Source organism: Ensifer sp. M14, assembly GCF_003355565.1.
GTDB lineage: Bacteria > Pseudomonadota > Alphaproteobacteria > Rhizobiales > Rhizobiaceae > Ensifer.
In genome coordinates, this window is the sequence record NZ_QJNR01000011.1 from 57090 (window position 1) to 76487 (window position 19398).

At 57.3% G+C, this 19398-nt stretch carries 22 protein-coding genes and 1 pseudogene; 8 read left to right on the plus strand and 15 right to left on the minus strand.

Annotated elements, in window-relative coordinates; all coding sequences use genetic code 11:
- The first annotated feature begins 140 nt into the window (after positions 1-140).
- The 7 genes and pseudogenes from BLJAPNOD_RS27300 (at position 141) to arsK (ending at position 5402) form a co-directional block, all read left to right on the plus strand.
- Positions 141-543 (plus strand): annotated as a pseudogene (locus BLJAPNOD_RS27300) (EamA family transporter).
- Positions 544-602: 59 nt separating this feature from the next.
- A complete protein-coding gene (locus BLJAPNOD_RS36220; RefSeq protein WP_015647719.1) occupies positions 603-788 on the plus strand; it encodes a hypothetical protein in 186 nt (61 codons plus the stop codon).
- 55 nt (positions 789-843) lie between these two features.
- Positions 844-2109, plus strand: coding sequence for a phosphopyruvate hydratase (gene eno, locus BLJAPNOD_RS27310; protein WP_015647718.1), 1266 nt, complete (start codon positions 844-846; stop codon positions 2107-2109).
- A gap of 13 nt (positions 2110-2122) precedes the next feature.
- Entirely contained in the window at positions 2123-2938 is an 816-nt protein-coding gene (locus tag BLJAPNOD_RS27315; protein WP_015647717.1) for a universal stress protein, read from the plus strand.
- A 158-nt stretch (positions 2939-3096) separates the two neighbouring features.
- The gene (locus BLJAPNOD_RS27320) at positions 3097-3429 is read left to right on the plus strand and encodes a metalloregulator ArsR/SmtB family transcription factor (RefSeq protein ID WP_015647716.1); all 333 of its coding nucleotides are present in this window, start codon (positions 3097-3099) and stop codon (positions 3427-3429) included.
- Between the two features lie 48 nt (positions 3430-3477).
- Complete coding sequence (gene arsH, locus BLJAPNOD_RS27325; protein ID WP_015647715.1) at positions 3478-4185, plus strand: arsenical resistance protein ArsH; 708 nt, start codon at positions 3478-3480, stop codon at positions 4183-4185.
- A complete protein-coding gene (gene arsK, locus BLJAPNOD_RS27330; RefSeq protein ID WP_015647714.1) occupies positions 4182-5402 on the plus strand; it encodes an arsenite efflux MFS transporter ArsK in 1221 nt (406 codons plus the stop codon). Before arsH ends, arsK begins: the two co-directional genes overlap by 4 nt.
- Here the strand turns inward: arsK and BLJAPNOD_RS27335 are convergent.
- The 9 genes from BLJAPNOD_RS27335 to phnD all read right to left on the minus strand — a co-directional run bounded on the left by BLJAPNOD_RS27335 (position 5352) and on the right by phnD (position 12869).
- Entirely contained in the window at positions 5352-6395 is a 1044-nt protein-coding gene (locus BLJAPNOD_RS27335) for an ArsO family NAD(P)H-dependent flavin-containing monooxygenase (RefSeq protein WP_015647713.1), read from the minus strand. The genes arsK and BLJAPNOD_RS27335 overlap by 51 nt on opposite strands.
- Positions 6396-6411: 16 nt before the next feature.
- Positions 6412-7482: an ACR3 family arsenite efflux transporter gene (gene arsB / locus BLJAPNOD_RS27340; RefSeq protein WP_015647712.1), complete on the minus strand. Its 1071-nt coding sequence runs from the start codon at positions 7480-7482 to the stop codon at positions 6412-6414.
- 85 nt (positions 7483-7567) lie between these two features.
- Positions 7568-8002 (minus strand): arsenate reductase (glutaredoxin), encoded by a 435-nt coding sequence (gene arsC, locus BLJAPNOD_RS27345; protein ID WP_015647711.1) that lies wholly within the window; start codon positions 8000-8002, stop codon positions 7568-7570.
- 104 nt (positions 8003-8106) lie between these two features.
- Positions 8107-8634, minus strand: a complete 528-nt coding sequence (locus tag BLJAPNOD_RS27350) for an arsenate reductase ArsC (RefSeq protein ID WP_015647710.1) — start codon at positions 8632-8634, stop codon at positions 8107-8109.
- A gap of 229 nt (positions 8635-8863) precedes the next feature.
- Positions 8864-9223: a helix-turn-helix transcriptional regulator gene (locus BLJAPNOD_RS27355; protein ID WP_015647709.1), complete on the minus strand. Its 360-nt coding sequence runs from the start codon at positions 9221-9223 to the stop codon at positions 8864-8866.
- A 146-nt stretch (positions 9224-9369) separates the two neighbouring features.
- Positions 9370-10188 (minus strand): phosphonate ABC transporter, permease protein PhnE, encoded by an 819-nt coding sequence (gene phnE, locus BLJAPNOD_RS27360; protein ID WP_015647708.1) that lies wholly within the window; start codon positions 10186-10188, stop codon positions 9370-9372.
- Positions 10188-11003, minus strand: a complete 816-nt coding sequence (phnE, locus tag BLJAPNOD_RS27365; RefSeq protein WP_015647707.1) for a phosphonate ABC transporter, permease protein PhnE — start codon at positions 11001-11003, stop codon at positions 10188-10190. Before phnE (BLJAPNOD_RS27365) ends, phnE (BLJAPNOD_RS27360) begins: the two co-directional genes overlap by 1 nt.
- Positions 11003-11842 carry a phosphonate ABC transporter ATP-binding protein gene (phnC, locus tag BLJAPNOD_RS27370; RefSeq protein WP_015647706.1) on the minus strand — a complete coding sequence of 280 codons (840 nt, stop codon included), beginning with the start codon at positions 11840-11842 and terminating at the stop codon, positions 11003-11005. Before phnC ends, phnE (BLJAPNOD_RS27365) begins: the two co-directional genes overlap by 1 nt.
- Before the next feature lie 73 nt (positions 11843-11915).
- On the minus strand, positions 11916-12869 hold the full coding sequence (gene phnD / locus BLJAPNOD_RS27375) for a phosphate/phosphite/phosphonate ABC transporter substrate-binding protein (RefSeq protein WP_015647705.1): 954 nt from the start codon (positions 12867-12869) through the stop codon (positions 11916-11918).
- A gap of 156 nt (positions 12870-13025) precedes the next feature.
- Here phnD and BLJAPNOD_RS27380 point away from each other — a divergent pair, with 156 nt between their 5' ends.
- Positions 13026-13847, plus strand: coding sequence for a metalloregulator ArsR/SmtB family transcription factor (locus BLJAPNOD_RS27380; RefSeq protein WP_015647704.1), 822 nt, complete (start codon positions 13026-13028; stop codon positions 13845-13847).
- A 6-nt stretch (positions 13848-13853) separates the two neighbouring features.
- Here BLJAPNOD_RS27380 and BLJAPNOD_RS27385 read toward each other — a convergent pair whose 3' ends face one another.
- Genes BLJAPNOD_RS27385 through BLJAPNOD_RS27410 form a run of 6 tightly spaced genes read right to left on the minus strand, consistent with a single transcriptional unit; the run spans position 13854 to position 19058 of the window.
- On the minus strand, positions 13854-14516 hold the full coding sequence (locus BLJAPNOD_RS27385) for a winged helix-turn-helix domain-containing protein (RefSeq protein ID WP_015647703.1): 663 nt from the start codon (positions 14514-14516) through the stop codon (positions 13854-13856).
- A gap of 5 nt (positions 14517-14521) precedes the next feature.
- On the minus strand, positions 14522-15223 hold the full coding sequence (gene phoU, locus BLJAPNOD_RS27390; RefSeq protein WP_052820511.1) for a phosphate signaling complex protein PhoU: 702 nt from the start codon (positions 15221-15223) through the stop codon (positions 14522-14524).
- Positions 15224-15232: 9 nt separating this feature from the next.
- The gene (pstB, locus tag BLJAPNOD_RS27395) at positions 15233-16075 is read right to left on the minus strand and encodes a phosphate ABC transporter ATP-binding protein PstB (RefSeq protein WP_015647701.1); all 843 of its coding nucleotides are present in this window, start codon (positions 16073-16075) and stop codon (positions 15233-15235) included.
- Positions 16076-16092: 17 nt separating this feature from the next.
- Positions 16093-17040 carry a phosphate ABC transporter permease PstA gene (pstA, locus tag BLJAPNOD_RS27400; protein ID WP_015647700.1) on the minus strand — a complete coding sequence of 316 codons (948 nt, stop codon included), beginning with the start codon at positions 17038-17040 and terminating at the stop codon, positions 16093-16095.
- Positions 17040-17963 carry a phosphate ABC transporter permease subunit PstC gene (gene pstC / locus BLJAPNOD_RS27405; RefSeq protein WP_015647699.1) on the minus strand — a complete coding sequence of 308 codons (924 nt, stop codon included), beginning with the start codon at positions 17961-17963 and terminating at the stop codon, positions 17040-17042. Before pstC ends, pstA begins: the two co-directional genes overlap by 1 nt.
- Before the next feature lie 57 nt (positions 17964-18020).
- Positions 18021-19058 (minus strand): PstS family phosphate ABC transporter substrate-binding protein, encoded by a 1038-nt coding sequence (locus tag BLJAPNOD_RS27410; RefSeq protein WP_015647698.1) that lies wholly within the window; start codon positions 19056-19058, stop codon positions 18021-18023.
- Between the last annotated feature and the right edge of the window lie 340 nt (positions 19059-19398).

Sequence of the window (19398 nt, forward strand, 5' to 3'; positions counted from 1 at the left end):
TCGGAGCGGGTTTGGGTGGTGTTTCCCGGCACGCCGTCAATATTGCCGCCGCACGCTTGCTTGGCTTCGCTGGTGCTTTCGATGGCTGGACTGTTTGCTGGTCTCACGTTGATACGGCTCATTGGGCAAGGACAAGCGACATGAAAAGCCTCCTTGCCAGCTGGCCCCTGTGGGCTCTCATGTCAGCAGGCTTTGCAGCGCTGACAGCGATCTTCGCCAAGATCGGCGTCGAACTCCGAATTCGCCACCTTCATTCGTACCATCGTCATTCTGCTCGCCGCTGGGATGATGGTCTATATCACCGGCAACTGGCAGGAGCCGTCGTCGGTCTCCAGCAGAAGCTGGTTATTCCTTGTGCTTTCAGGCCTCGCGACCGGCGCATCCTGGATTTGCTATTTTCGAGCGCTGAAGCTTGGCGACGCGGCCCGCGTCGCGCCGATCGACATGTTGTCGGTTGTCTTCGTTTCCATCTTTGCCGTCCTGTTCCTCGGCGAACGCCTGACACTTCCGAACTGGCTCGGTGTCGTGATGATCGCGGGATGAGCCGTGCTCGTCGCGTACAGGGCTTAAGACCAAGAGATAACAACTGGGAGGATTGGGCCATGGTGAAGGAACAATGCTTGTGGCGCGAGTGGTACGCCTGGTTTCCAGTTATACCAGTCGATGATCACGTATTCTGGCTGGAGGAGGTATGGCGACGACGAAACCCTCAAACAGGTCGGTGGGAGTACCGGTCGTTTCGATCAGATCGAGAAAAAGAAATAGAAGATGCCAACCGCCCAATCTAGGGATTTCCCGATTGGAAAGCACTAAAGCCGCCATCTCGGCAGCAGGAGCAAGTCCATGAGAGCCTTCATCGAAAACATCACCGCCCTGGAGATCCTCGATTCGCGGGGTAATCCGACGCTTCGCGTCAGCGTTCATCTCGACAATGGCATTGTCGGCACCTCGTCCGTTCCCTCCGGCGCCTCCACTGGCGCCAACGAGGCCGTGGAACTGCGCGACGGTGACGCCAGCCGCTATGGTGGCAAGGGCGTTCGTAAAGCCGTCGACAATGTCAATCAGCGGATCGCTCCTCTTCTGAAGGGACGGGATCCTTCACATCAAGCGGCGCTCGACGCGGCAATGATCGAACTCGACGGCTCGCCGAACAAATCCGAGCTTGGAGCCAATGCCATCCTTGGGGTTTCCCAGGCGCTCTGCCGGGCCGCCGCCGCAAGCCACGACCTTCCTCTTTACGCCTATCTGGGTGGCGTTGGGGCCGTCCATCTGCCCATCCCCATGATGAACGTGCTCAATGGCGGCATGCACGCCGATTCCGGCATGGATTTCCAGGAATTCATGCTCTACCCGCATGGTGCGCCAACATTTGCTGAAGCCCTCCGTTTTGGGGCCGAGACGTTTCATGCCCTGAAATCTATCCTGTCGAAGCGCGGTCTCAGCACCAGTGTCGGCGACGAAGGTGGATTTGCACCGAAGCTCCGGAGCAACGAGGAGGCCTGCGAGGTCATTGTCGAAGCAATCGAGGCCGCAGGCTACCGGCCAGGCGACGATATTGCTATCGCGCTCGATCCTGCTGCCAGTTCGTTCTTTGAGGACGGGCTCTATCGCCTGACGCGCAGCGGGCAAGGAAACAAGACGTCCGAGGAGATGGTCAGCCTGTTCGAGACCTGGGTCGAAAAATTCCCGATCGTCTCGATCGAGGACAGCCATGATGAGAACGATTGGGACGGCTACAAGGCCATCACCAACGCTCTCGGCGACCGGATTCAGATCGTCGGGGACGACAACCTCGTCACCAATACCCACTTCATTGCAAAGGGTATCGAGGAGAAGGCCTGCAATGCGGCACTGATCAAGCTCAACCAGATCGGCACGGTGACCGAGACGATCAGCGCGATCCAGCTCTGCCGTAATGCCGGCTGGAACTATGTCATTTCGCACCGCTCGGGCGAGACGGAAGACAGCTTCATCGCCGATTTCGCTGTCGCCATGGGTGGCGGTCAGATCAAGACGGGTTCAGCCTCGCGCTCTGACCGGATTGCGAAATACAATCGGCTGCTGGAGATCGAGGCAGAACTTGGTGGTGCTGCACGGTTCGGGAAATGATGGGAGCACTAACATGAGAATTCTGGCTGTACTGACAAAAGGCGATACAGTCGCGGGAACGATGGATGCTGCAGTTATGGCGGCAGCATCCGTGACCTGCTCGTCGATCGAAGCGTTGAATGTCATCGTCGATCCTGCACATCTCGTCTGCCCTCCCGAGGAAATCGACATGCAGGAGCTTCGCACCCATGACGAAGGCTCGCTGCAACAGCGTGCGGACGCTATCAAATCCGCGTTCGGCGAATGGAATATAGTTTTGCGACCCGAAGCGCCTTCGATAGAATTGCGCACGATTACCGGGCCGGAGGCGCAGACCGTTTTACGGGAGACGACCGCGGATATCGCCCTCGTCGTCTTGTCGCATAATAGAAACATGGATGCCGCCGATGCTTTCCACGCTGAGATCTTCACGGCGCACCGGCCGGTTCTGCTGGTTCCGCCCGGTTGGAAAGCAGGAGCGCGCGCAAGGTTTTCGCATGTCGCCGTGGGCCTCACAGACAGCGATCTAGCTCGCCGCGCAATAGAGACTGCCGGACCATGGCTCGAAGCCGCAGAACGTGTCAGCGCACTTCGCGTAACGGATGAAAGCAACGCCGATAGGACGCTAAATACTGTGATGCAAGGCTCAGGCGTCACACCAGAAGTTCATATTCTGCCCCGTTCCGACAAAACGATCGGCGCGCAGCTCGTCCGTGAAGCGGATGCCCTGAAAGCGGACGTTCTGGTCACCGGGGCTTTTAGTCATAGCGAGTGGCTGGAATGGCTCATGGGTCACGAAACGCGGGAAGTTTTGGCTGCAGCCGATCTTCCGCTGCTTCTGGTCCACTGACGGGCAAAACACTTCTTGACGTAGCCGCAACTAACTCATAATTTCAATATTAGTTGAAATATGAAAACAAGTGGGGTGTGAAATACGATCATCCCCCGCAGGTGCCGAAGCCTTGTATATCCTGGCACCTTAGAACGCTTTTACGAGGATTGGATTTTATGAACGAGCGGCAGGTCCTGGATGCGTTTCGCGCACTGTCACAGCAGACCCGACTGCAGGTCATTCGCAAGCTCGTCGTCGCCGGTCCGGGCGGATTGGCGGCGGGTATAATTGCCGAAGCTGTGAACGTCTCGCCTTCCAACATTTCCTTTCATCTCAAAGAACTGGAACATGCTGGTCTGATTAGTGCTCAGCGGGAGTCACGCTCCATCGTCTACAGCGCGAGCTTCGAGACCCTCAACGGCCTCGCTCATTTCCTGATGGAGAACTGTTGTTCGGGTCAATCTGACGGCGGTGACGTGCCCCCAGAACTTGCCGGATCAGATTCATAACGGCCCCGGAATACAAACGCCTAAATCCTACAATACGGAGTAGCCCCAATGGCCGATCTGCCAGCCGCCTCGCTTGATCTCATTTCCCAGCCCGACCTTGACGCGCTTCGCCCGGCTTATTCGCAGCACAAGCCACGGATCCTCATCCTCTACGGATCGCTGCGAAAGATTTCGTTCAGCCGTCTTTTGGCGGAAGAAGCTGCACGGCTTCTCGAGCACCTCGGATGCGAGGTAAAGATCTTCAATCCCGAGGGTCTGCCCCTTCCCGATGGAGCGCCGGATACAGACCCAAAGGTTCAGGAACTGCGCGAGCTTTCTCTGTGGTCGGAAGGCCATGTCTGGGTCAGCCCCGAGCGGCACGGCGCGATGACCGGCATCATCAAGGCCCAGATCGACTGGATCCCCCTCACGACCGGTTCGGTGCGACCGACACAGGGAAAGACGCTGGCCGTCATGCAGGTCTCCGGTGGCTCGCAGTCGTTCAACGCCGTCAATCAGTTGCGGATACTGGGCCGTTGGATGCGGATGATCACCATTCCGAACCAGTCGTCGGTCGCCAAGGCCTGGCAGGAGTTCGACACGGAGGGTCGCATGAAACCCTCTGCCTATTATGATCGCGTCGTCGATGTCTGCGAGGAACTGGTGAAGTTCACACTGCTGACCCGCGATGCCTCCGACTACCTGACCGACCGCTATAGCGAGAGGAAGGAAGAGGCCGCAAAGCTCGAACAGCGCGTGGATCTGAAATCAATATGAGCGAGCGCCCGCCGGTCGGCACTATCCTTGCCCTGGGCCTCACCCAGATCATTGGCTATGGAACCCTCTACTACAGTTTCAGCATCCTTGCACCCGATATGGCGCGAGACCTGAACTGGTCTACGGAGTGGATTTTCGCCGCACTTTCCGCGGCACTTCTTCTAGGCGGCTTGACTGCGCCCTACCTTGGCCGGGCCATTGATCATTTCGGCGCAGGACAGGTGATGACGGCCGGCTCCGCGATTGCCGCAGCCGCGCTGATCGTCTGTGCCTATGCGCCGGGCAAGAGCGGCTTCGTCGCCGCCCTGATCGTGGTCGAAATCGCCGCCAATCTCGTGCAATATGGCGCCGCCTTCGCGCTGCTGGTGCAGGCAAGCCCCCGCACCGCCCAGCGCAGCATCACCTATCTGACCCTGATCGCCGGCTTCGCCTCAACGATCTTCTGGCCCATCACAACGGCTCTGCACGCCCATCTCTCCTGGCAGAATGTCTACCTGGTGTTCGCCGCGCTCAACTTGCTCGTCTGCCTGCCGCTCCACGCCTGGCTGTCTTACGGCCTTGCCAAGGGTAGAGCACAGAAACAAGCCGGCACGGCGCAGATCGTGGAGGGAAGTCTCAGCCCGGACGTCCGGCAGTTCGGGTTCAAGCTGATGGTGGTGGGGTTCTCGCTGCAATCTCTCGTCAGTGCGGCGATCCTGGTGCATATGGTGCCGCTGCTGTCGGGGCTTGGCCTTGGGGCCACCGCCGCCATTGTCGGCACGCTGTTTGGTCCGTCGCAGGTGCTGAGCCGGTTTGCCAACATGGTGCTCGGCGGCAATCTGCCGCCGCTCGCTTTGGCAACGATTGCCGCCACATTGATCCCCGGGGGCGTACTCATCCTGACCCTCACCGCTCCGTCGGTAGCAGGAGCCATGGCTTTTGCCGTTGTCTTCGGTTTGGGCAGCGGTCTTTTCAGCATCGTCACCGGTACCTTGCCGCTGATGCTGTTTGGCAGCGATGGCTACGGCAGGCTGCAAGGCAAGGTCATGGCCGCACGGTTGATCCTGTCGGCCACCGCACCCTTTGCGCTAGCGTTTGCCATGGCCCATATCGGCACGCTGTGGTCGCTCGTCATTACCACCACGCTGGGTGCAAGTGCAATTGTCGCATTCATCGGGATTGCGCGCCTACAGCGCCGCGACAAGTCTCGGGATCATCTCGCGGGCCGTCCGGCCTGACCCCAGAAGCGTCGCCGAGGCAGCCCCGGTCCAATTCCCATACCCGGCAAGCCAAAGGCGTGGCTGCTTAATCGAGCGCCCCTCATCCACATCAACCCTGCCATCGTCCGTGATCACGCCGAGATCCTGGAGATGATCGAGCGCTGGCCGAAACCCGGTGCACCAGATGACGGCGTCAAGATCGCTTCTAGTATCGTCCTGCCAGACGACGCCATCCCGATCAAAGTTTGAGAATGGCCGCACCGAACCCAGCACGCCGCGATCCCGTGCGTCCCGGACCGGGGGAACCATGACAATATCACCAAGGCTGCCAACTGCTGGGCCACTCTCCCCGCCAAGCACCCGTGCGGTAGCGCGCTGAAACAGCACGTGTCCATCGACTTCATCGGGCAAAAACACCGGTTCCTGAGGCGTGACCCAGATGGTTTCGGCGACCCTTGATACTTCGGCAAGTATCTGCGCCCCGGAATTTCCGCCGCCAACGATGGCGACCCGCTGGCCCACAAAGGGATCAGCCGAGACATAATCCGCCGAATGAATCTGCACGCCCTTGAAGCCAGAGGCACCGGCATAGTCCGGAACGAAAGGATGTCGCCAAGTGCCGGTCGTGCTCAGAACGGCACGCGCTCGCCACTGTCTGCTATCGGCGACGACCTCCAGAGCGCCTTCGACGTTGCGGACCGACGTCACTGCGACCGGGCGTTCTATGGGAAAATGATACCGCTCCTCGTAGCGCGCCAGATAATCGACCACCTCATTCCTTGACGGATAGGCCGCCTCGGTCTTCGCCGGCATCATCCATCCCGGCAGCGAGCTAAAGGATGCCGGTGAAAACAGATGGAGTGAATTCCACGCATGTCGCCATGCACCACCGGGCCCTTCTTCAGCATCAAGGATCACGAATCTGACGTCGGCACGCCGCAGATAGTAAGCCGATGCGAGGCCAGCCTGGCCCGCACCGATCACGACGACATCGAAAATGTCCGAAGACATTGCGCTTCCTTACTTTTTACGCAGCCGGGTTTCCGGCCGACTTTGTAAAATACTTGCGGCCCATCCAGAGTGCCAGTTGCACCAGCAAGATCAGCACCGGAACTTCGACCAAGGGGCCAATCACCGCGGCAAATGCGACCGGCGAGGCCAAACCAAAAGCAGCAATGGCAACCGCAATGGCAAGCTCGAAGTTGTTGCCGGCCGCCGTAAAGGCAACGGCTGTCGTGCGCGGATAATCCGTGCCGACGGACTTCGCCATCCAGAAGCTGACAAGAAACATGATGAGAAAGTAGATCGTCAGCGGAATGGCGATCATCACCACATCGCCCGGCAGGCGGACCACATCCCCACCCTTCAGGCTGAACATGGCGACGATCGTGAACAGAAGGGCTGCCAGCGTCATCGGGCTGATCTTCGGCAGGAAGACGTTCTCGTACCAATCCCTGCTCTTTTTCGCAGTCAGCAAGCGGCGCGTGAGGTAACCGGCGAGGAACGGAATACCGAGATAGATCAGCACCGCTTCCGCAATCGTCCAGAACGAGACGTCGATCACACTGCCTTCAAGGCCAAACAGCGGAGGCAGGAAGGACAGGAAGAACCACGCATAGACGCTGAAAAACAGGATCTGGAAGATCGAATTGAAGGCAACGAGGCCCGCGACATACTGGTTGTCGCCCCTTGCAAGCTGGTTCCAGACGAGAACCATGGCAATGCAGCGGGCGAGACCGATCAGGATCAAACCGGTCATATATTCCGGATAGTCCCGCAGAAAAATCACCGCCAGTGCAAACATCAGCACCGGACCGATTATCCAGTTCTGCAGGAGAGAAATCGCCAGAACCCGCTTGTCGGCAAACACCTGCGGCAATTCCTCGAAGCGCACTTTCGCCAGAGGCGGATACATCATCAGGATGAGGCCGATGGCAATCGGAATATTGGTGGTGCCGACGGAAAGGCTGTCGAGCGCTGCAGGCAGGCCGGTAAAGACGGTACCGAGCAGCACACCCAGTGCCATGGCGGCAAAAATCCAGACGGTCAGATAGCGGTCGAGAAACGACAGGCGCAGTGTTGGTTCTTCGGGACGCATTGGCGCTCTCCTTGGCAGATAAACATCGTCCGCAGCCTTGCAACGAAGACTGCGGTCACACGCGTTCAGCTTGAATTGACTTACGTTAGACCACGCGACGACCGGTCTGGTCGACGACGACTTCGCCATCTTCCTTGGTAAACGCAGCCTGCTGATCGGCTGGAAGGATATCCAGCACCACTTCCGATGGTCGGCACAGCTTGACACCGGCAGGCGTGACGACGATCGGGCGGTTGATGAGGATGGGATGTTCCATCATTGCATCAACCAGTTGCTCATCCGACAAGGATGTGTCGCCCAGACCGAGTTCGGAAAACGGTGTTCCCTTTTCGCGAAGAAGGTCACGCGCAGAAATTCCCATCCGGTCGATCAACTGCTCCAGCAGCGCGCGCGAAGGCGGGGTCTTGAGATACTCGACCACATGGGGTTCGATGCCGGCGTTGCGGATCATCGCAAGCGTGTTGCGCGAAGTTCCGCAGTCCGGGTTGTGGTAGATGACGATATCGACGGGGTTGGTCATGCGACGTCGGGCCTTTTGTTTGACTGGAGAGAAAGTATGGAGGTCGAGGGCCGACGAATTAACGGCGCGCGTTTCTTCACTTCGGCCGAATCCGTCATCTGGCTTTAATTGGTCGCTTCCCGAACACCGGTCGTTCCTTCCATCGTTCCGATCTGCCGTAGCCGTGTTTCGAGGGCCAGGCGATCAATGGATTCGAGCGGAAGGCTCAGGAATGCCGTGATACGATTTTTCAGAAACCGCGCCGCCTGCGCGAATGCCCGCTGAATTTCGACTTCGGTTCCGTTGACAGATGCAGGATCCTCGACGCCCCAATGGGCTGTCATCGGGTGACCGATCCATACCGGGCAAGCTTCACCCGCTGCACTGTCACAAACGGTGAAGATGAAATCCATCTGTGGCGCACCCGGCTCGGCAAACACATCCCAGCTCTTGGACGAGAAGCCTGTTGAGGCGTAACCGAGCGCCGCGAGTTCCTTGAGCGCGTGCGGATTGACTTCGCCCTTCGGCTGACTGCCAGCGGAGTAAGCCTTGAAGCGACCGCCGCCTTCCTTGTTGAGGATGGCTTCGGCAAGAATGGAGCGTGCGGAATTGCCCGTGCACAGGAAGAGCACGTTATAGGTCTTTTCGGTCATGTCTGTGATCCGTGTGTTAAGTTAGTGGTCGGGTAGATTTCATGATCGTCGCCGATGATGGGCAGAGAGGACAGCTGCCGTGTGGCAAGCACTGCGGCTGGCAGATTTTCCCGTCAAACTTCGATGAACACGAGGCAGGCAAAAAGCGGCGATGCCCTCTTGGTAGCAAGGAACATGTCGCTGCCTGATTCGAGATCGCTCCCGTCTAATCGTTCTACCCTGAGCGCACTCATGCGAGACTTTCCTGCGGGGTCGGGACACAGCACGGTGTCAGTTCAGCGATGAGTGGCGCACACAATTCAGCGGATCCACCACAGCATTCCTTCAGAAGGAATAGCGTCATATCGCGAAGCTGTTCGAGCTCAGCGCGGTACATGATGATCCTGCTGTGCCGTTGCGAGGTTACGAGCCCGGCCCGCGACAGAATGTTCAAATGCGCCGACATGGTATTTTGCGGCACCACGAGCGCACGCGCTATATCGCCAGCCGGCAGCCCCTCCGGCGCGTGTTTTATGAGCAACCGAAAAGTCTCAAGACGGGTTGGTTGCGCGAGCGCTGCAAGAGCGAGAATTGCTTGTTCCTGTTCCATATATCCAGATTACTGGAATTATGGACGAAGTCAACACGTTTGTTCAGCAGCGCCTGCCCTCGACTTTGAATAAGAACGCACGAACTTAGACTGCAACACTGCAGACGGCCTTGCCCGGGACCCGAAAGCCTTGACGTTAAACAGGCTCACACGAGCGCCTTGCGTACAGCTGCCGAGACCCACTCGGCCAGGATAACCGTGGCCAGAATGACGATGAAGATCGTCGTTACCTGGGGCCAGGCCAACATGTTCAAAGAGGACTGAAGCTTGAGGCCGAGCCCGCCTGCACCGACGAGGCCGAGGATCGCCGATTCCCTGATGTTGATGTCCCAGCGGAACACGGTAATTCCCAGAAACGAAGGCAGGACCTGCGGCACAATCGCGTAGTCGATAACCTGTATGCGACTTGCCCCGGTGGATGAGATAGCTTCAACCTGCTTCTGGTCGATCTCCTCAATCGTTTCGTAAAGGAGCTTTCCGACGAAGCCAATTGACCGAAGGGCGATCGCAATGATGCCGGCAAGCAGTCCAGGTCCCAGGATCGAGACGAGAAGCAATGCCCAGATCAGCGAGTTGATGGACCGTGATGCAACGATCAGGAAAAGTGCGATCGGCCGAAGGACAAGCAGGCTGGGCGTGGTGTTGCGAGCGGCAAGGAAAGCAATAGGCACCGCCAGCACAGTGCCAAAAAGCGTCCCAAGCGTCGCCATGTTGAGCGTGTCCCAAAGCGGAGTGATGAGCTCGCTTACATAAAACAGGCGAGGTGGAAAGGCGCGGCTAAGAATGTCGCCGCCTTGCCGGGGCGCATCGTAAATAAACGCCCAGATCGTATCTTTTGTCATGATCTGCCAGCAGAACATGAAGAAGGCGACGAGTAGCAGCCAACCGATCCACTGAATGAGCTCGCGGCTCGGCGTGAGCTTGCGCCATGTCTTGCTGCCATCAAGGGAATGTGAAACTGGCATTATTGAACCCGCTTGCGAATTAAGCTCGAACCGTATTCGGCGAGCATGACGATGACGATAATGAGGATCAGCACAGCACCGGCGCTATCGTACTCGTATCGGTCAATCGACGTGTTGAGCGTTGCACCGATACCTCCTGCCCCGACGATGCCGATGACGGCCGATTCACGGAAATTGATGTCAAACCGGTAGAGCGAAAGCCCTATCAGTCGCGGCATTACCTGTGGTTGGACCGCATAGTTGACGAGTTGCAGCCAAGACGCGCCGGTGGCACGGATGGCCTCTGCCTGCTTTTCATCGATTTCTTCGATAGCGTCAGCGAGGAGCTTGGCGATAAAGCCAATCGTTGCGAAGGTGAGCGTCAGGAAACCCGCGAACGGGCCGAAACCGAACATTGCAACGAGCAGGATCGCAATGATGATCTCCTGGAAGGCACGCGAAATGGCAATGATTGAGCGGCACACGTAGTAGACGGGCGCTGGCGCAAGATTGCGCGCCCCTCCGATGCCAATCGGGATGGAAACGAGGATACCGACGATAGTCGAAGTCAACGTCATCGTCAGGCTCTCTTCAAGTCCCTGTGCGATATCACGCCAGCGCGTGGTAAAGTTTGGGACCAGAAAGCCTTGAAGGAAACGCCAGCCGCGATCGAGCCCTTCGTAGGCACGCGCCCAGTTTACATCGATGGTCGCAACGGCAACGATGATATAAATCAGCGCGCCCCCATAGATCAGCCAGCGCAAAACCGCCGACCTGATGAACAGTGGTGGCCGCCGCCACACCGAAGGATAGCTCGTCGAGAGTACATGGGCCATCACAAGGCTCCTGCCAAGCGCTCTTCCGCCCGTTCTCGTTCAATAACTGCAAGGAGCTCTTCTTCGGCATCATCCTGGGCTTGCTTCTGCATGGCAACCCAGTCCTCTTCGCCATAGATGCGGGTGAGTGCAGCTGTGTCGAGTTGGTCAGGCGTGCCGTCGAAGACTACCTCGCCAGCACGCAGGCCGATAATCCGTTGAACGAAAGCCTGCGCCAACAGGACGTCATGGATATTGATGACCGCCGGCAGGTTTCGTTCTTTGCAGATCTCGACGATCAGCCTCATGATTTGCCGTGAGGTTTTAGGGTCGAGCGAAGCGGTCGGCTCATCAACCAGAAGCAGTTCAGGGTCTTGCTCCAGCGCGCGTGCGATACCGACGCGCTGTCGCTGACCGCCTGAGAGAGCATCGGCGCGTTTGTCGGCATGGGCCGTCAAACCAACGCGCTCCAGAAGTGCGAATGCGTTCTGCACGTAGCCTGCGGGGTAGCGGCGTAAAAAACTGCGCCAGAAAGGCACGTAGCCGAGCCGACCGGAGAGCACGTTTTCCATTACGGTCAACCGCTCGACCAGAGCATATTCCTGGAAGATCATGCCGATACGGCGGCGCGCGACCCTGAGATCGGACCGAGACAACGCGGTCACGTCTCGCTCGCCTAGAAAGATCTTGCCTGACGTGGGTTCGGTCAGTCGATTTACGCAACGGATGAGACTGGATTTGCCGGCTCCCGAAGGACCGATCAAACCTACCACCTGGCCGGCAGGGATTTCCAATGTGATCCCGTTCAGCGCCTTGTCGCCGGTTTTGTAGGTTTTGGTGAGCCCCGTGATCCTGAGCATTCTCGTTCCCCGCCTTTAAAACATGAGTAAGCGCCGGGTCGCGTACGACCCGGCGCTTATTGGTCAAACGTGCTTATTTGCACGCGTAGGTGACGCCGTTGGCTTCATCGATCTGGCGAACGACAGACCAGTTTTCCTTGAAGGAGATCGGGATGAAACTTTCCTGCGGCGGCTCCGATGTCTGGAATTCCTTCAGGAGCGCCGAGCCTTCCCAGTTGTAGGAGAAGAAGGCACCTTTGATCTTTTCCTGCAGTTCCGGGGTCAGATTGTGGGCCACGCCATAACCTGTGGTCGGGAACGTCTGCGACTTGAAGATTGAGACAATCTGGTCCGCCTTGACGACATCACGGGCGATCATGCGCTTCATGACGGAATTGGCGACAGCCGCAGCCGGGTAGTCCTTGTTGGCAACGCCGAGGACCGAATTGTCATGTTTGCCCGAGAAAACCGGCTCAAAATCCTTGCCCGCCTCGAGCTTGTACTCGGACTTCAGCAATGCCGATGGAGCCTTGAAACCGGAGTTGGATGTCTCGGCGGTGAAGGCGAGCTTCTTGCCCTTGAGATCCTCGATCTTCTCGACCCCGGAACCTGGATAAGTAATGATTTCCATCTCGTAGCCGAAGGCGCCGTCCTTGGAGGCCATCATTGCAAACGGCCGGAAGCCGGCACAGGCGACAGCGATCGGATTGGAACCGGTATTAAAGCCGGACACGTGCAGCCGACCGGCCCGCATGGCTTCGATCTGAGCGGCGTTTTCCTGCACCGGGAAAAACTGAACCTTCTTGCCGGTCTTTTCCGCGAGGTGATCGAGAAAGCCTTTCCAGACATCGGCGTAAACAGCCGGATCTTCGACCGGTGTATAGGCGAACACCAGCGTATCAGGGTCTGCGAGCTGGCTGGCATCCGTCGGAATGTCGGCGACCATGTCACCGTCCGCATCCGTGTAGCGGGCGTCGAGTTTGAATTCTGCCTGAGCAGGCATTGCAAATGCTACGGTTATCGCCAGTGCGGCCACGAGCTTTTTCATCAGGTTCTCCATCGATCCAAAACAGACACCCGCTTATTCGGCACTTGCGCCACAGAAATATGACAGAACTGCACATTTCCAGAAATACGGATTTATTGTCGCCCGCCAAGGGAACGCAACTTGCTCAACTAAACGAAAATCTATATATCCAGACTTATGGAAAAATCGGCTATCGTAGAGGCATTTGCTGCAATCGCGCAAACCACCCGACTTGATGCACTGCGTCTTCTCCTGGATCATTCGCCGGAGGGATTGCCCTCAGGCGACATAGGAAGACTGCTCGATGTGCCTCAAAATACGATGTCGTCTCATCTTAACGTGTTGAAGCGTGCTGGACTGGTCCAGACCCAACGCGTTGGCACCACGATAATTTATCGGCCGAACACCGAACTTGTCTGGAGGCTGGTCGAGTTTTTGGCGACGGACTTTACCCCCATGGCTGGCAAAACCTCGTCGACCAGAACCAAGCCAGACCAACAGGTACCACGCATTTTCAATGTGCTTTTCCTATGCCGCGCAAATTCTGCCAGATCGATCATGGCGGAGGCCATTCTGCGCAAGATGGCGCCGATGCGGTTTGCGGCGTTCTCTGCAGGAAATCTTCCCGCAAGCGAGGTGCATCCGATGACACTCGCAACACTTCAGAAGATGGACTGTCCAATCGAGAACCTCAGGCCCAAGAGCTGGGACGAGTTCAAAGGTCTCAACCGTGTCGCTATGGATTTCGTCTTCACCGTTTGCGATACACTGACGGGGGAGCAATGCCCCTCCTGGCCCGGTCAGCCTTTTACAGCGCACTGGGCTATCGACGATCCCACGCTTGTTGAGGGAAGTGAACTGCAAAGGCTCGCCGCCTTTCGACGGGCGGCAGACGCTATCGCCAACAGGCTCTCCGTCTTCACCGCGCTTCCGATCGAGTCGATCGACAGGATGTCCCTTCAAACGCAGTTGAGGGCAATCGGAAACAGTCTACCCTGATCGCTATTACTGCAGGCCGTAACCGCAGCCGCGCACAGTACGAATTGCGTCTTCCTTGCTTCCGATGTTCAAGGACTTCCGCAATCGCTTGATGCTGACATCAACGATGCGTTCATCCCGGCTGGTGTCGTTCCACACCATCTCAAGAATCTCGCGACGCGCAAACAGTCGCGACGGTTCTGTCAGCATCGTCTGCAGGAGACGATATTCCGTCGGACCAAGGTGGATCTCCCGTCCCTTCCGCGAAACCCTGTGCGTTTCGACGTTCAGGGATATCTCGCGATGGTTCAATATCCTGGTCGTCTTCGAGCATGAACGCTCAAGGAGCGCATTGCTGCGAGCGAGAAGTTCCTGAACGGAAAAGGGGCGCGGCAAGTAATCGTCAGCTCCGGCATCAAAAAGGGGCTTGGGCAGCGCCTCTCCGCCCAAGACGATGATCGCCAACTGCCTTCTGCGCACATGGGCTCGCATTTTCATAAACGACTGACGGAGATTGGTCGCACGGCTCACTGAATCGACAACAACCAGATCTGGTTGCCTTTCTGCTACCATACGTTCGCACTGCTCGGCCAGTCCACATACCCCGGCGATATAACCTTCCTCGCGGAAGCTTGCTTCCAGGATCGAGCCAACGCCAATATCTTCCTGTACGATAACGACGCTCGGCATGAAGTCTACTCCATCGCAACGACAGTTTCGGCGCGAGGGCGATCAGTCGAAACATCATCGCCCGTCACGATGTACTCGACGGTCTCAGCAAGATTGGTAGCATGATCTCCGACCCGCTCCAGGTTCTTGGCGCAAAAAAGGAGGTGAGCGCACAATGTGATCGAGCGCTGGTCTTCCATCATGTATGTCAGGAGTTCTCGAAAGAGGCCGTTATAGAGTACATCGATGTGCTCGTCCTGGAGTCGGACTTGAGATGCCGCCTTCGCGTCGTTGTTCTGGAAAGCATCGAGCGCGCCAGCCAGCTGCGTTTTGGCGGCTTCGGCCAATGTGCTGAACCCTGCAGAGACAACACCCCTGTTAAGTGAAGCATCCATGATTGCAGCGCGCTTGGCGATGTTCTTGGCGAGATCGCCCACACGCTCCAGGTTTGAAACCATGCGCATCGCCCCGACGATCCGTCGCAGGTCGTTCGCGACGGGCTGTCTGCGAGCAATGATCTGCACAGCCGCCGTTTCGGCGGTTCTCTGCATGGCATCGAGTTGAAGGTCGGCCCTTACGACCTCATCTGCCAGTGTCTTGTCGTTGCCGATGAGAGCATTGACGGACTTGTCGAGGAGCGCTGCAGCGATTCGCCCCATATCGGATACTTGTCCGGTCAGGTCCTGCAGTTCCTCGTCGAAAGCTCGAATAGTGTGATCCATCGTCATGTTTCCCCCTTAACCGAAGCGACCGGTGATGTAGTGCTGCGTTTTTTCGTTCTGCGGATTCGTGAAGAACTCGTTCGTTGCGTTGTACTCGGTCATCTCGCCCAGGTGCATGTAGGCGGTGTATGTCGATATCCGCGCTGCCTGCTGCATGTTGTGCGTGACGATGACGATCGTGTACTGGTCTCGCAACTCCGCGATGAGCTCCTCGATTTTCGCGGTGGCGATCGGGTCCAGAGCCGATGTGGGTTCATCGAAAAGAATGATTTCGGGATTGGGGGCCAGCGTACGGGCGATGCACAAACGCTGTTGCTGCCCTCCCGAAAGGCCATAGGCTGACTGATGGAGGCGGTCCTTCACCTCATTCCAGAGTGCCGCGCCCTGAAGAGCCTGCTCAACTCGCTCATCAAGAAGGCTCTTCTTGGTGATGCCACGGATTTTCAGGCCGGCTGCAACGTTTTCATAAATCGATTTCGGAAACGGGTTTGGCTTCTGAAACACCATCCCGATGCTCAAGCGGATCAGGATCGGATCCATGCCCTGAGCCACTAAATTTTTCTTTTCCGGCAGCAGTTCAATCGCGCCCTCGTACCGGTTGCCAGGGTAAAGATCGTGCATACGGTTGAACGATCGCAAGAGCGTGCTCTTGCCGCAGCCTGACGGGCCGATCAAAGCAGTAACCTGCTTTTCCGCAACGGGAAGGTTGACCTTCTTGAGCGCGTGGAATTCTCCGTACCAGAAATCGAGATCCCTCACTTCAGCGCGCAGGCGTTCGGGATGGATCAGAATGTTGCGCGCTGAACCTGTTTGCTGGCCCACTCTGGCAGGTTTACTGACGGTCGAAGTGTCGTTCATTTTTGGTCCGATCTCAGTTAGAGGCCAAGATTGCGTCGAAGCCTGAAGCGTATCCAGATGGCGACGGCATTCATGCCCAACGTCATGAACATCAGGACAACACCAGTCGCGGCGGCATTGATGTGAAACGCTGCCTGCGGCCGTGATATCCAGTTGAACATCTGGATGGGCATCACGGTGAACGGCGCATTCAGCCAATCAAAGTTGATAAAGGGAAAGCTCGCATCCACAGGCGCAGGAGGAAGGAATGCGATGAAGGTCAGAGCGCCGATCGTGATGATCGGGGCGGTTTCCCCGATGGCTCGGGACAAGCCGACGATCGCACCGGTAAGGATACCAGGCCGCGCAGCCGGAAGAATGTAATGCCACATGGTCTGCCATTTGTCCGCACCGAGACCGAAGGCGCCTTCGCGGATTGTCTGCGGTATCGCCCTTATAGCCTCTCTCGTCGCAACGATGACGATCGGCAGGATCAGCAGCGCAAGCACCATGCCCGCGACCAGAACCGTCCGGCCAAGATCGGCGAGATAGACAAAGAAGCCGAGCGCGAGCAAACCATAGATAATCGACGGTACACCAGCGAGATTGGTGACGTTGATTTCAATGACGTCGGTCATCCAGTTCTTTCTCGCATACTCTTCGAGGTAAAGACCCGCACCGACACCAAGCGGAATGGCCAGCAAAGCCGTGACGAACATAACCAGGCAGGTTCCGACCCAGGCCGAAAGGATGCCGGCATCTGCGGGTCGCCGTGACGGAAACTCGGTCAGGAAGGCGTAATCGATCCGGCCCAGTCCGTCGTAGAAAAGGTCGGCTATCAACGCGACCAAGAAAGCCATAACCACGAACAAGATGGTGAGACCCAAGCCGGCGAATATGAAGTCGTTGCGTCGTGCTCGATTGACGAGCGAGGTCTGGGAATCGATGTCGAGAGCCACGATTGGGCTGTCTGCTGTGATAGCCATCAGTAAGCCTCCCGGAAGCGGCGGCGAAGAAAGAAGCCGATGATGTTGAAAACAAGGGTCAGCACGAAAAGTGCGAGGCCTGCAGCGAAAATCGTTTGATATGCCAGCGAGCCATGGGGCAGATCACCGAGGCTCATCTGTACGATATAGGACGTAATCGTTGCAGCGCCTTCGCGAGGATCTGCGGTGAGATTAGGGTTCTGTCCTGCGGCAATTGCAAGCACCATGGTCTCGCCTACGGCCCGTGACATTCCGAGAAGATACGCTGCGGTGATGCCCGAGAACGCACCCGGAATGATGACCCTGAACGACGTCTGCAGCCTCGTCATGCCAAGAGCGTAAGCGCCTTCCCTCAATGAGGCCGGCACGGCACGCATCGCGTCTTCGCTGATGGAGACGATGTAGGGCATGATCATGATGCCGAGCACGATACCGGGAGCCAGAAGGTTGAAGCCGGTCAGGCCGGGAATGAACGTCTGAAGCAGTGGAGTGATAAACAGGAGAGCGAAATAACCAAAGACGACGGTCGGCACGCCGCCGAGCAATTCGAGCACCGGTTTGACGGTTTCGCGGACGGCCGGGCGCGCATACTCACTGAGGTAGACGGCGAGGCTTGTTCCCAAGGGGATTGCGATCAAAATCGCGATCCCGGCGGCCCAGAGGGTTGCTGTAAGAAGTGGCAGAATGCCGTAGCGAGGCTGCGCAAAGACCGGCGTCCACTCGGTATCGGTCAGGAACGTCCAAAGGGAAACCTCGGTGAAGAAATTCCACGACTCGCTTACAAGCACGTAAACGATGGCAGCGGTGACAAGCACCGAGAGAGCGGCGGACAAGAAAAGCAACACGCGCATCGACAGGTCGATGATACGTCGCCGTTTCAGAAAAGCGTCGCTTGGAATATAGGCGTCGAGCGTTGTTGGCATCTTGAGCTCCACTGACGGCAGCCGCGAGTACTCGCGACTGCCGGGAGGGTTGGGATGTTAGTTGGCTGCGTCGGCGACCAGGTCGGTGACCGTCACGCCGACCTTGGAACCGCCTTCGAAGTGGCTCCCGGTGACACGCTTTTCGAACTTCTTCAGAGCAAGGCCAGCGGCTTCGGCAGGCAGGGCGACATAGCCGACCTCGCTGACGAGTTCTTCCTGGTTCTTGGCATCGAAAAGGAACTCCGCGAAGGCACGCACATGTTCCTTTTCTTCGGCTGACTTCTTGGAAGCGTAATAGAAAAGCGGACGGGTGAGCGGCTGGTAAGTTCCGTCGGTGGCTGTCTCGATGGACGGCGCCACGCACGATCCATCGGCCTGCTTGATTTCGACAGCCTTCACCTTGCCAGCATTCTCGGTCAGATAGGCGAGACCCAGGAAGCCGATCGCATTCTTGTCGCCGCCGACGCCCTGGATCGTGATGTTGTCGTCCTCGGTCGCGGTATAGTCGCCGCGGCTGGCATGCTCTTTGCCGTTAATGGCGAACGTGTAGTAGTCGTAGGTTCCGGAATCCGTGCCGGCGCCAAAGAGGCCGAGCTTGGCGTCAGGGAATTCGCCGCGGACCTGGTTCCAGTTCGTGACCTTCCCCTGTGCTTCAGGCTCCCAAATCTTCTTCAGTTCCTCGACGGTCATGCACGTCGCCCAGTCGTTCGCCGGGTTTACGATCGTTGCGAGAGCATCGATTGCGACAGGCAGCTCGATGAATTCAACGCCGTTCTGCTTGCACAGTTCGATCTCGTCGGACTTGATCGGTCGGGAAGCGCCGGTGATGTCGGTTTCGCCGCGGCAGAACTTCTTGAAGCCACCGCCCGTGCCAGAAGAACCGACGGTCACCAGGGTTTTGCCGGCTTGAGCCTTCTGGAACTCTTCAGCCATGGCTTCGGAAATGGGGAATACGGTGCTCGAGCCGTCGATCAGCACTGTCGGTGCCTGCTGCGCAAAAGAAGGGGCAACGAGGAGGCCGAGAGTAACGATCGAAGCTGCGGAAGAGGCGAAGGCGGCGCGCGCCGGGCGAAAGGTTTTCGTGTTGTGTGTCATGACGACCCTCTGTGAATTCAGAAAAGCTGAACGCGACATCCGCGAACGCAGGGCGGTCATAGTATTGTTGGATGACAGTTTTATGTCAACCAAGTATAGTATGGTATATCTAGATAGATTGATATTTGAGTTGGAAGTTTTTTACTTGCTTAATACATGATTTGACGAAAATATTATCCGGAATTTAACCGTAGAGATGCGTCGCTCTCGATGCACCCACGATGGCGAGAGGTTTGCAGGATATCCCAAAATCCTCACGATGACAATCATATTTCCAGATTTCTAGATATTTCGCGTTTGTCACAAAACTGAAGTGTCACTGTAATAAATCGCCTGACAG

Bases quoted from the DNA above. Each gene is read 5' to 3' on its own strand.
- BLJAPNOD_RS36220 (WP_015647719.1), top strand. From the start codon at position 603: ATGGTGAAGGAACAATGCTTGTGGCGCGAGTGGTACGCCTGGTTTCCA.
- eno (WP_015647718.1), top strand. From the start codon at position 844: ATGAGAGCCTTCATCGAAAACATCACCGCCCTGGAGATCCTCGATTCG.
- BLJAPNOD_RS27315 (WP_015647717.1), top strand. From the start codon at position 2,123: ATGAGAATTCTGGCTGTACTGACAAAAGGCGATACAGTCGCGGGAACG.
- BLJAPNOD_RS27320 (WP_015647716.1), top strand. From the start codon at position 3,097: ATGAACGAGCGGCAGGTCCTGGATGCGTTTCGCGCACTGTCACAGCAG.
- arsH (WP_015647715.1), top strand. From the start codon at position 3,478: ATGGCCGATCTGCCAGCCGCCTCGCTTGATCTCATTTCCCAGCCCGAC.
- arsK (WP_015647714.1), top strand. From the start codon at position 4,182: ATGAGCGAGCGCCCGCCGGTCGGCACTATCCTTGCCCTGGGCCTCACC.
- BLJAPNOD_RS27335 (WP_015647713.1), bottom strand. From the start codon at position 6,395: ATGTCTTCGGACATTTTCGATGTCGTCGTGATCGGTGCGGGCCAGGCT.
- arsB (WP_015647712.1), bottom strand. From the start codon at position 7,482: ATGCGTCCCGAAGAACCAACACTGCGCCTGTCGTTTCTCGACCGCTAT.
- arsC (WP_015647711.1), bottom strand. From the start codon at position 8,002: ATGACCAACCCCGTCGATATCGTCATCTACCACAACCCGGACTGCGGA.
- BLJAPNOD_RS27350 (WP_015647710.1), bottom strand. From the start codon at position 8,634: ATGACCGAAAAGACCTATAACGTGCTCTTCCTGTGCACGGGCAATTCC.
- BLJAPNOD_RS27355 (WP_015647709.1), bottom strand. From the start codon at position 9,223: ATGGAACAGGAACAAGCAATTCTCGCTCTTGCAGCGCTCGCGCAACCA.
- phnE (WP_015647708.1), bottom strand. From the start codon at position 10,188: ATGCCAGTTTCACATTCCCTTGATGGCAGCAAGACATGGCGCAAGCTC.
- phnE (WP_015647707.1), bottom strand. From the start codon at position 11,003: ATGGCCCATGTACTCTCGACGAGCTATCCTTCGGTGTGGCGGCGGCCA.
- phnC (WP_015647706.1), bottom strand. From the start codon at position 11,842: ATGCTCAGGATCACGGGGCTCACCAAAACCTACAAAACCGGCGACAAG.
- phnD (WP_015647705.1), bottom strand. From the start codon at position 12,869: ATGAAAAAGCTCGTGGCCGCACTGGCGATAACCGTAGCATTTGCAATG.
- BLJAPNOD_RS27380 (WP_015647704.1), top strand. From the start codon at position 13,026: ATGGAAAAATCGGCTATCGTAGAGGCATTTGCTGCAATCGCGCAAACC.
- BLJAPNOD_RS27385 (WP_015647703.1), bottom strand. From the start codon at position 14,516: ATGCCGAGCGTCGTTATCGTACAGGAAGATATTGGCGTTGGCTCGATC.
- phoU (WP_052820511.1), bottom strand. From the start codon at position 15,223: ATGACGATGGATCACACTATTCGAGCTTTCGACGAGGAACTGCAGGAC.
- pstB (WP_015647701.1), bottom strand. From the start codon at position 16,075: ATGAACGACACTTCGACCGTCAGTAAACCTGCCAGAGTGGGCCAGCAA.
- pstA (WP_015647700.1), bottom strand. From the start codon at position 17,040: ATGGCTATCACAGCAGACAGCCCAATCGTGGCTCTCGACATCGATTCC.
- pstC (WP_015647699.1), bottom strand. From the start codon at position 17,963: ATGCCAACAACGCTCGACGCCTATATTCCAAGCGACGCTTTTCTGAAA.
- BLJAPNOD_RS27410 (WP_015647698.1), bottom strand. From the start codon at position 19,058: ATGACACACAACACGAAAACCTTTCGCCCGGCGCGCGCCGCCTTCGCC.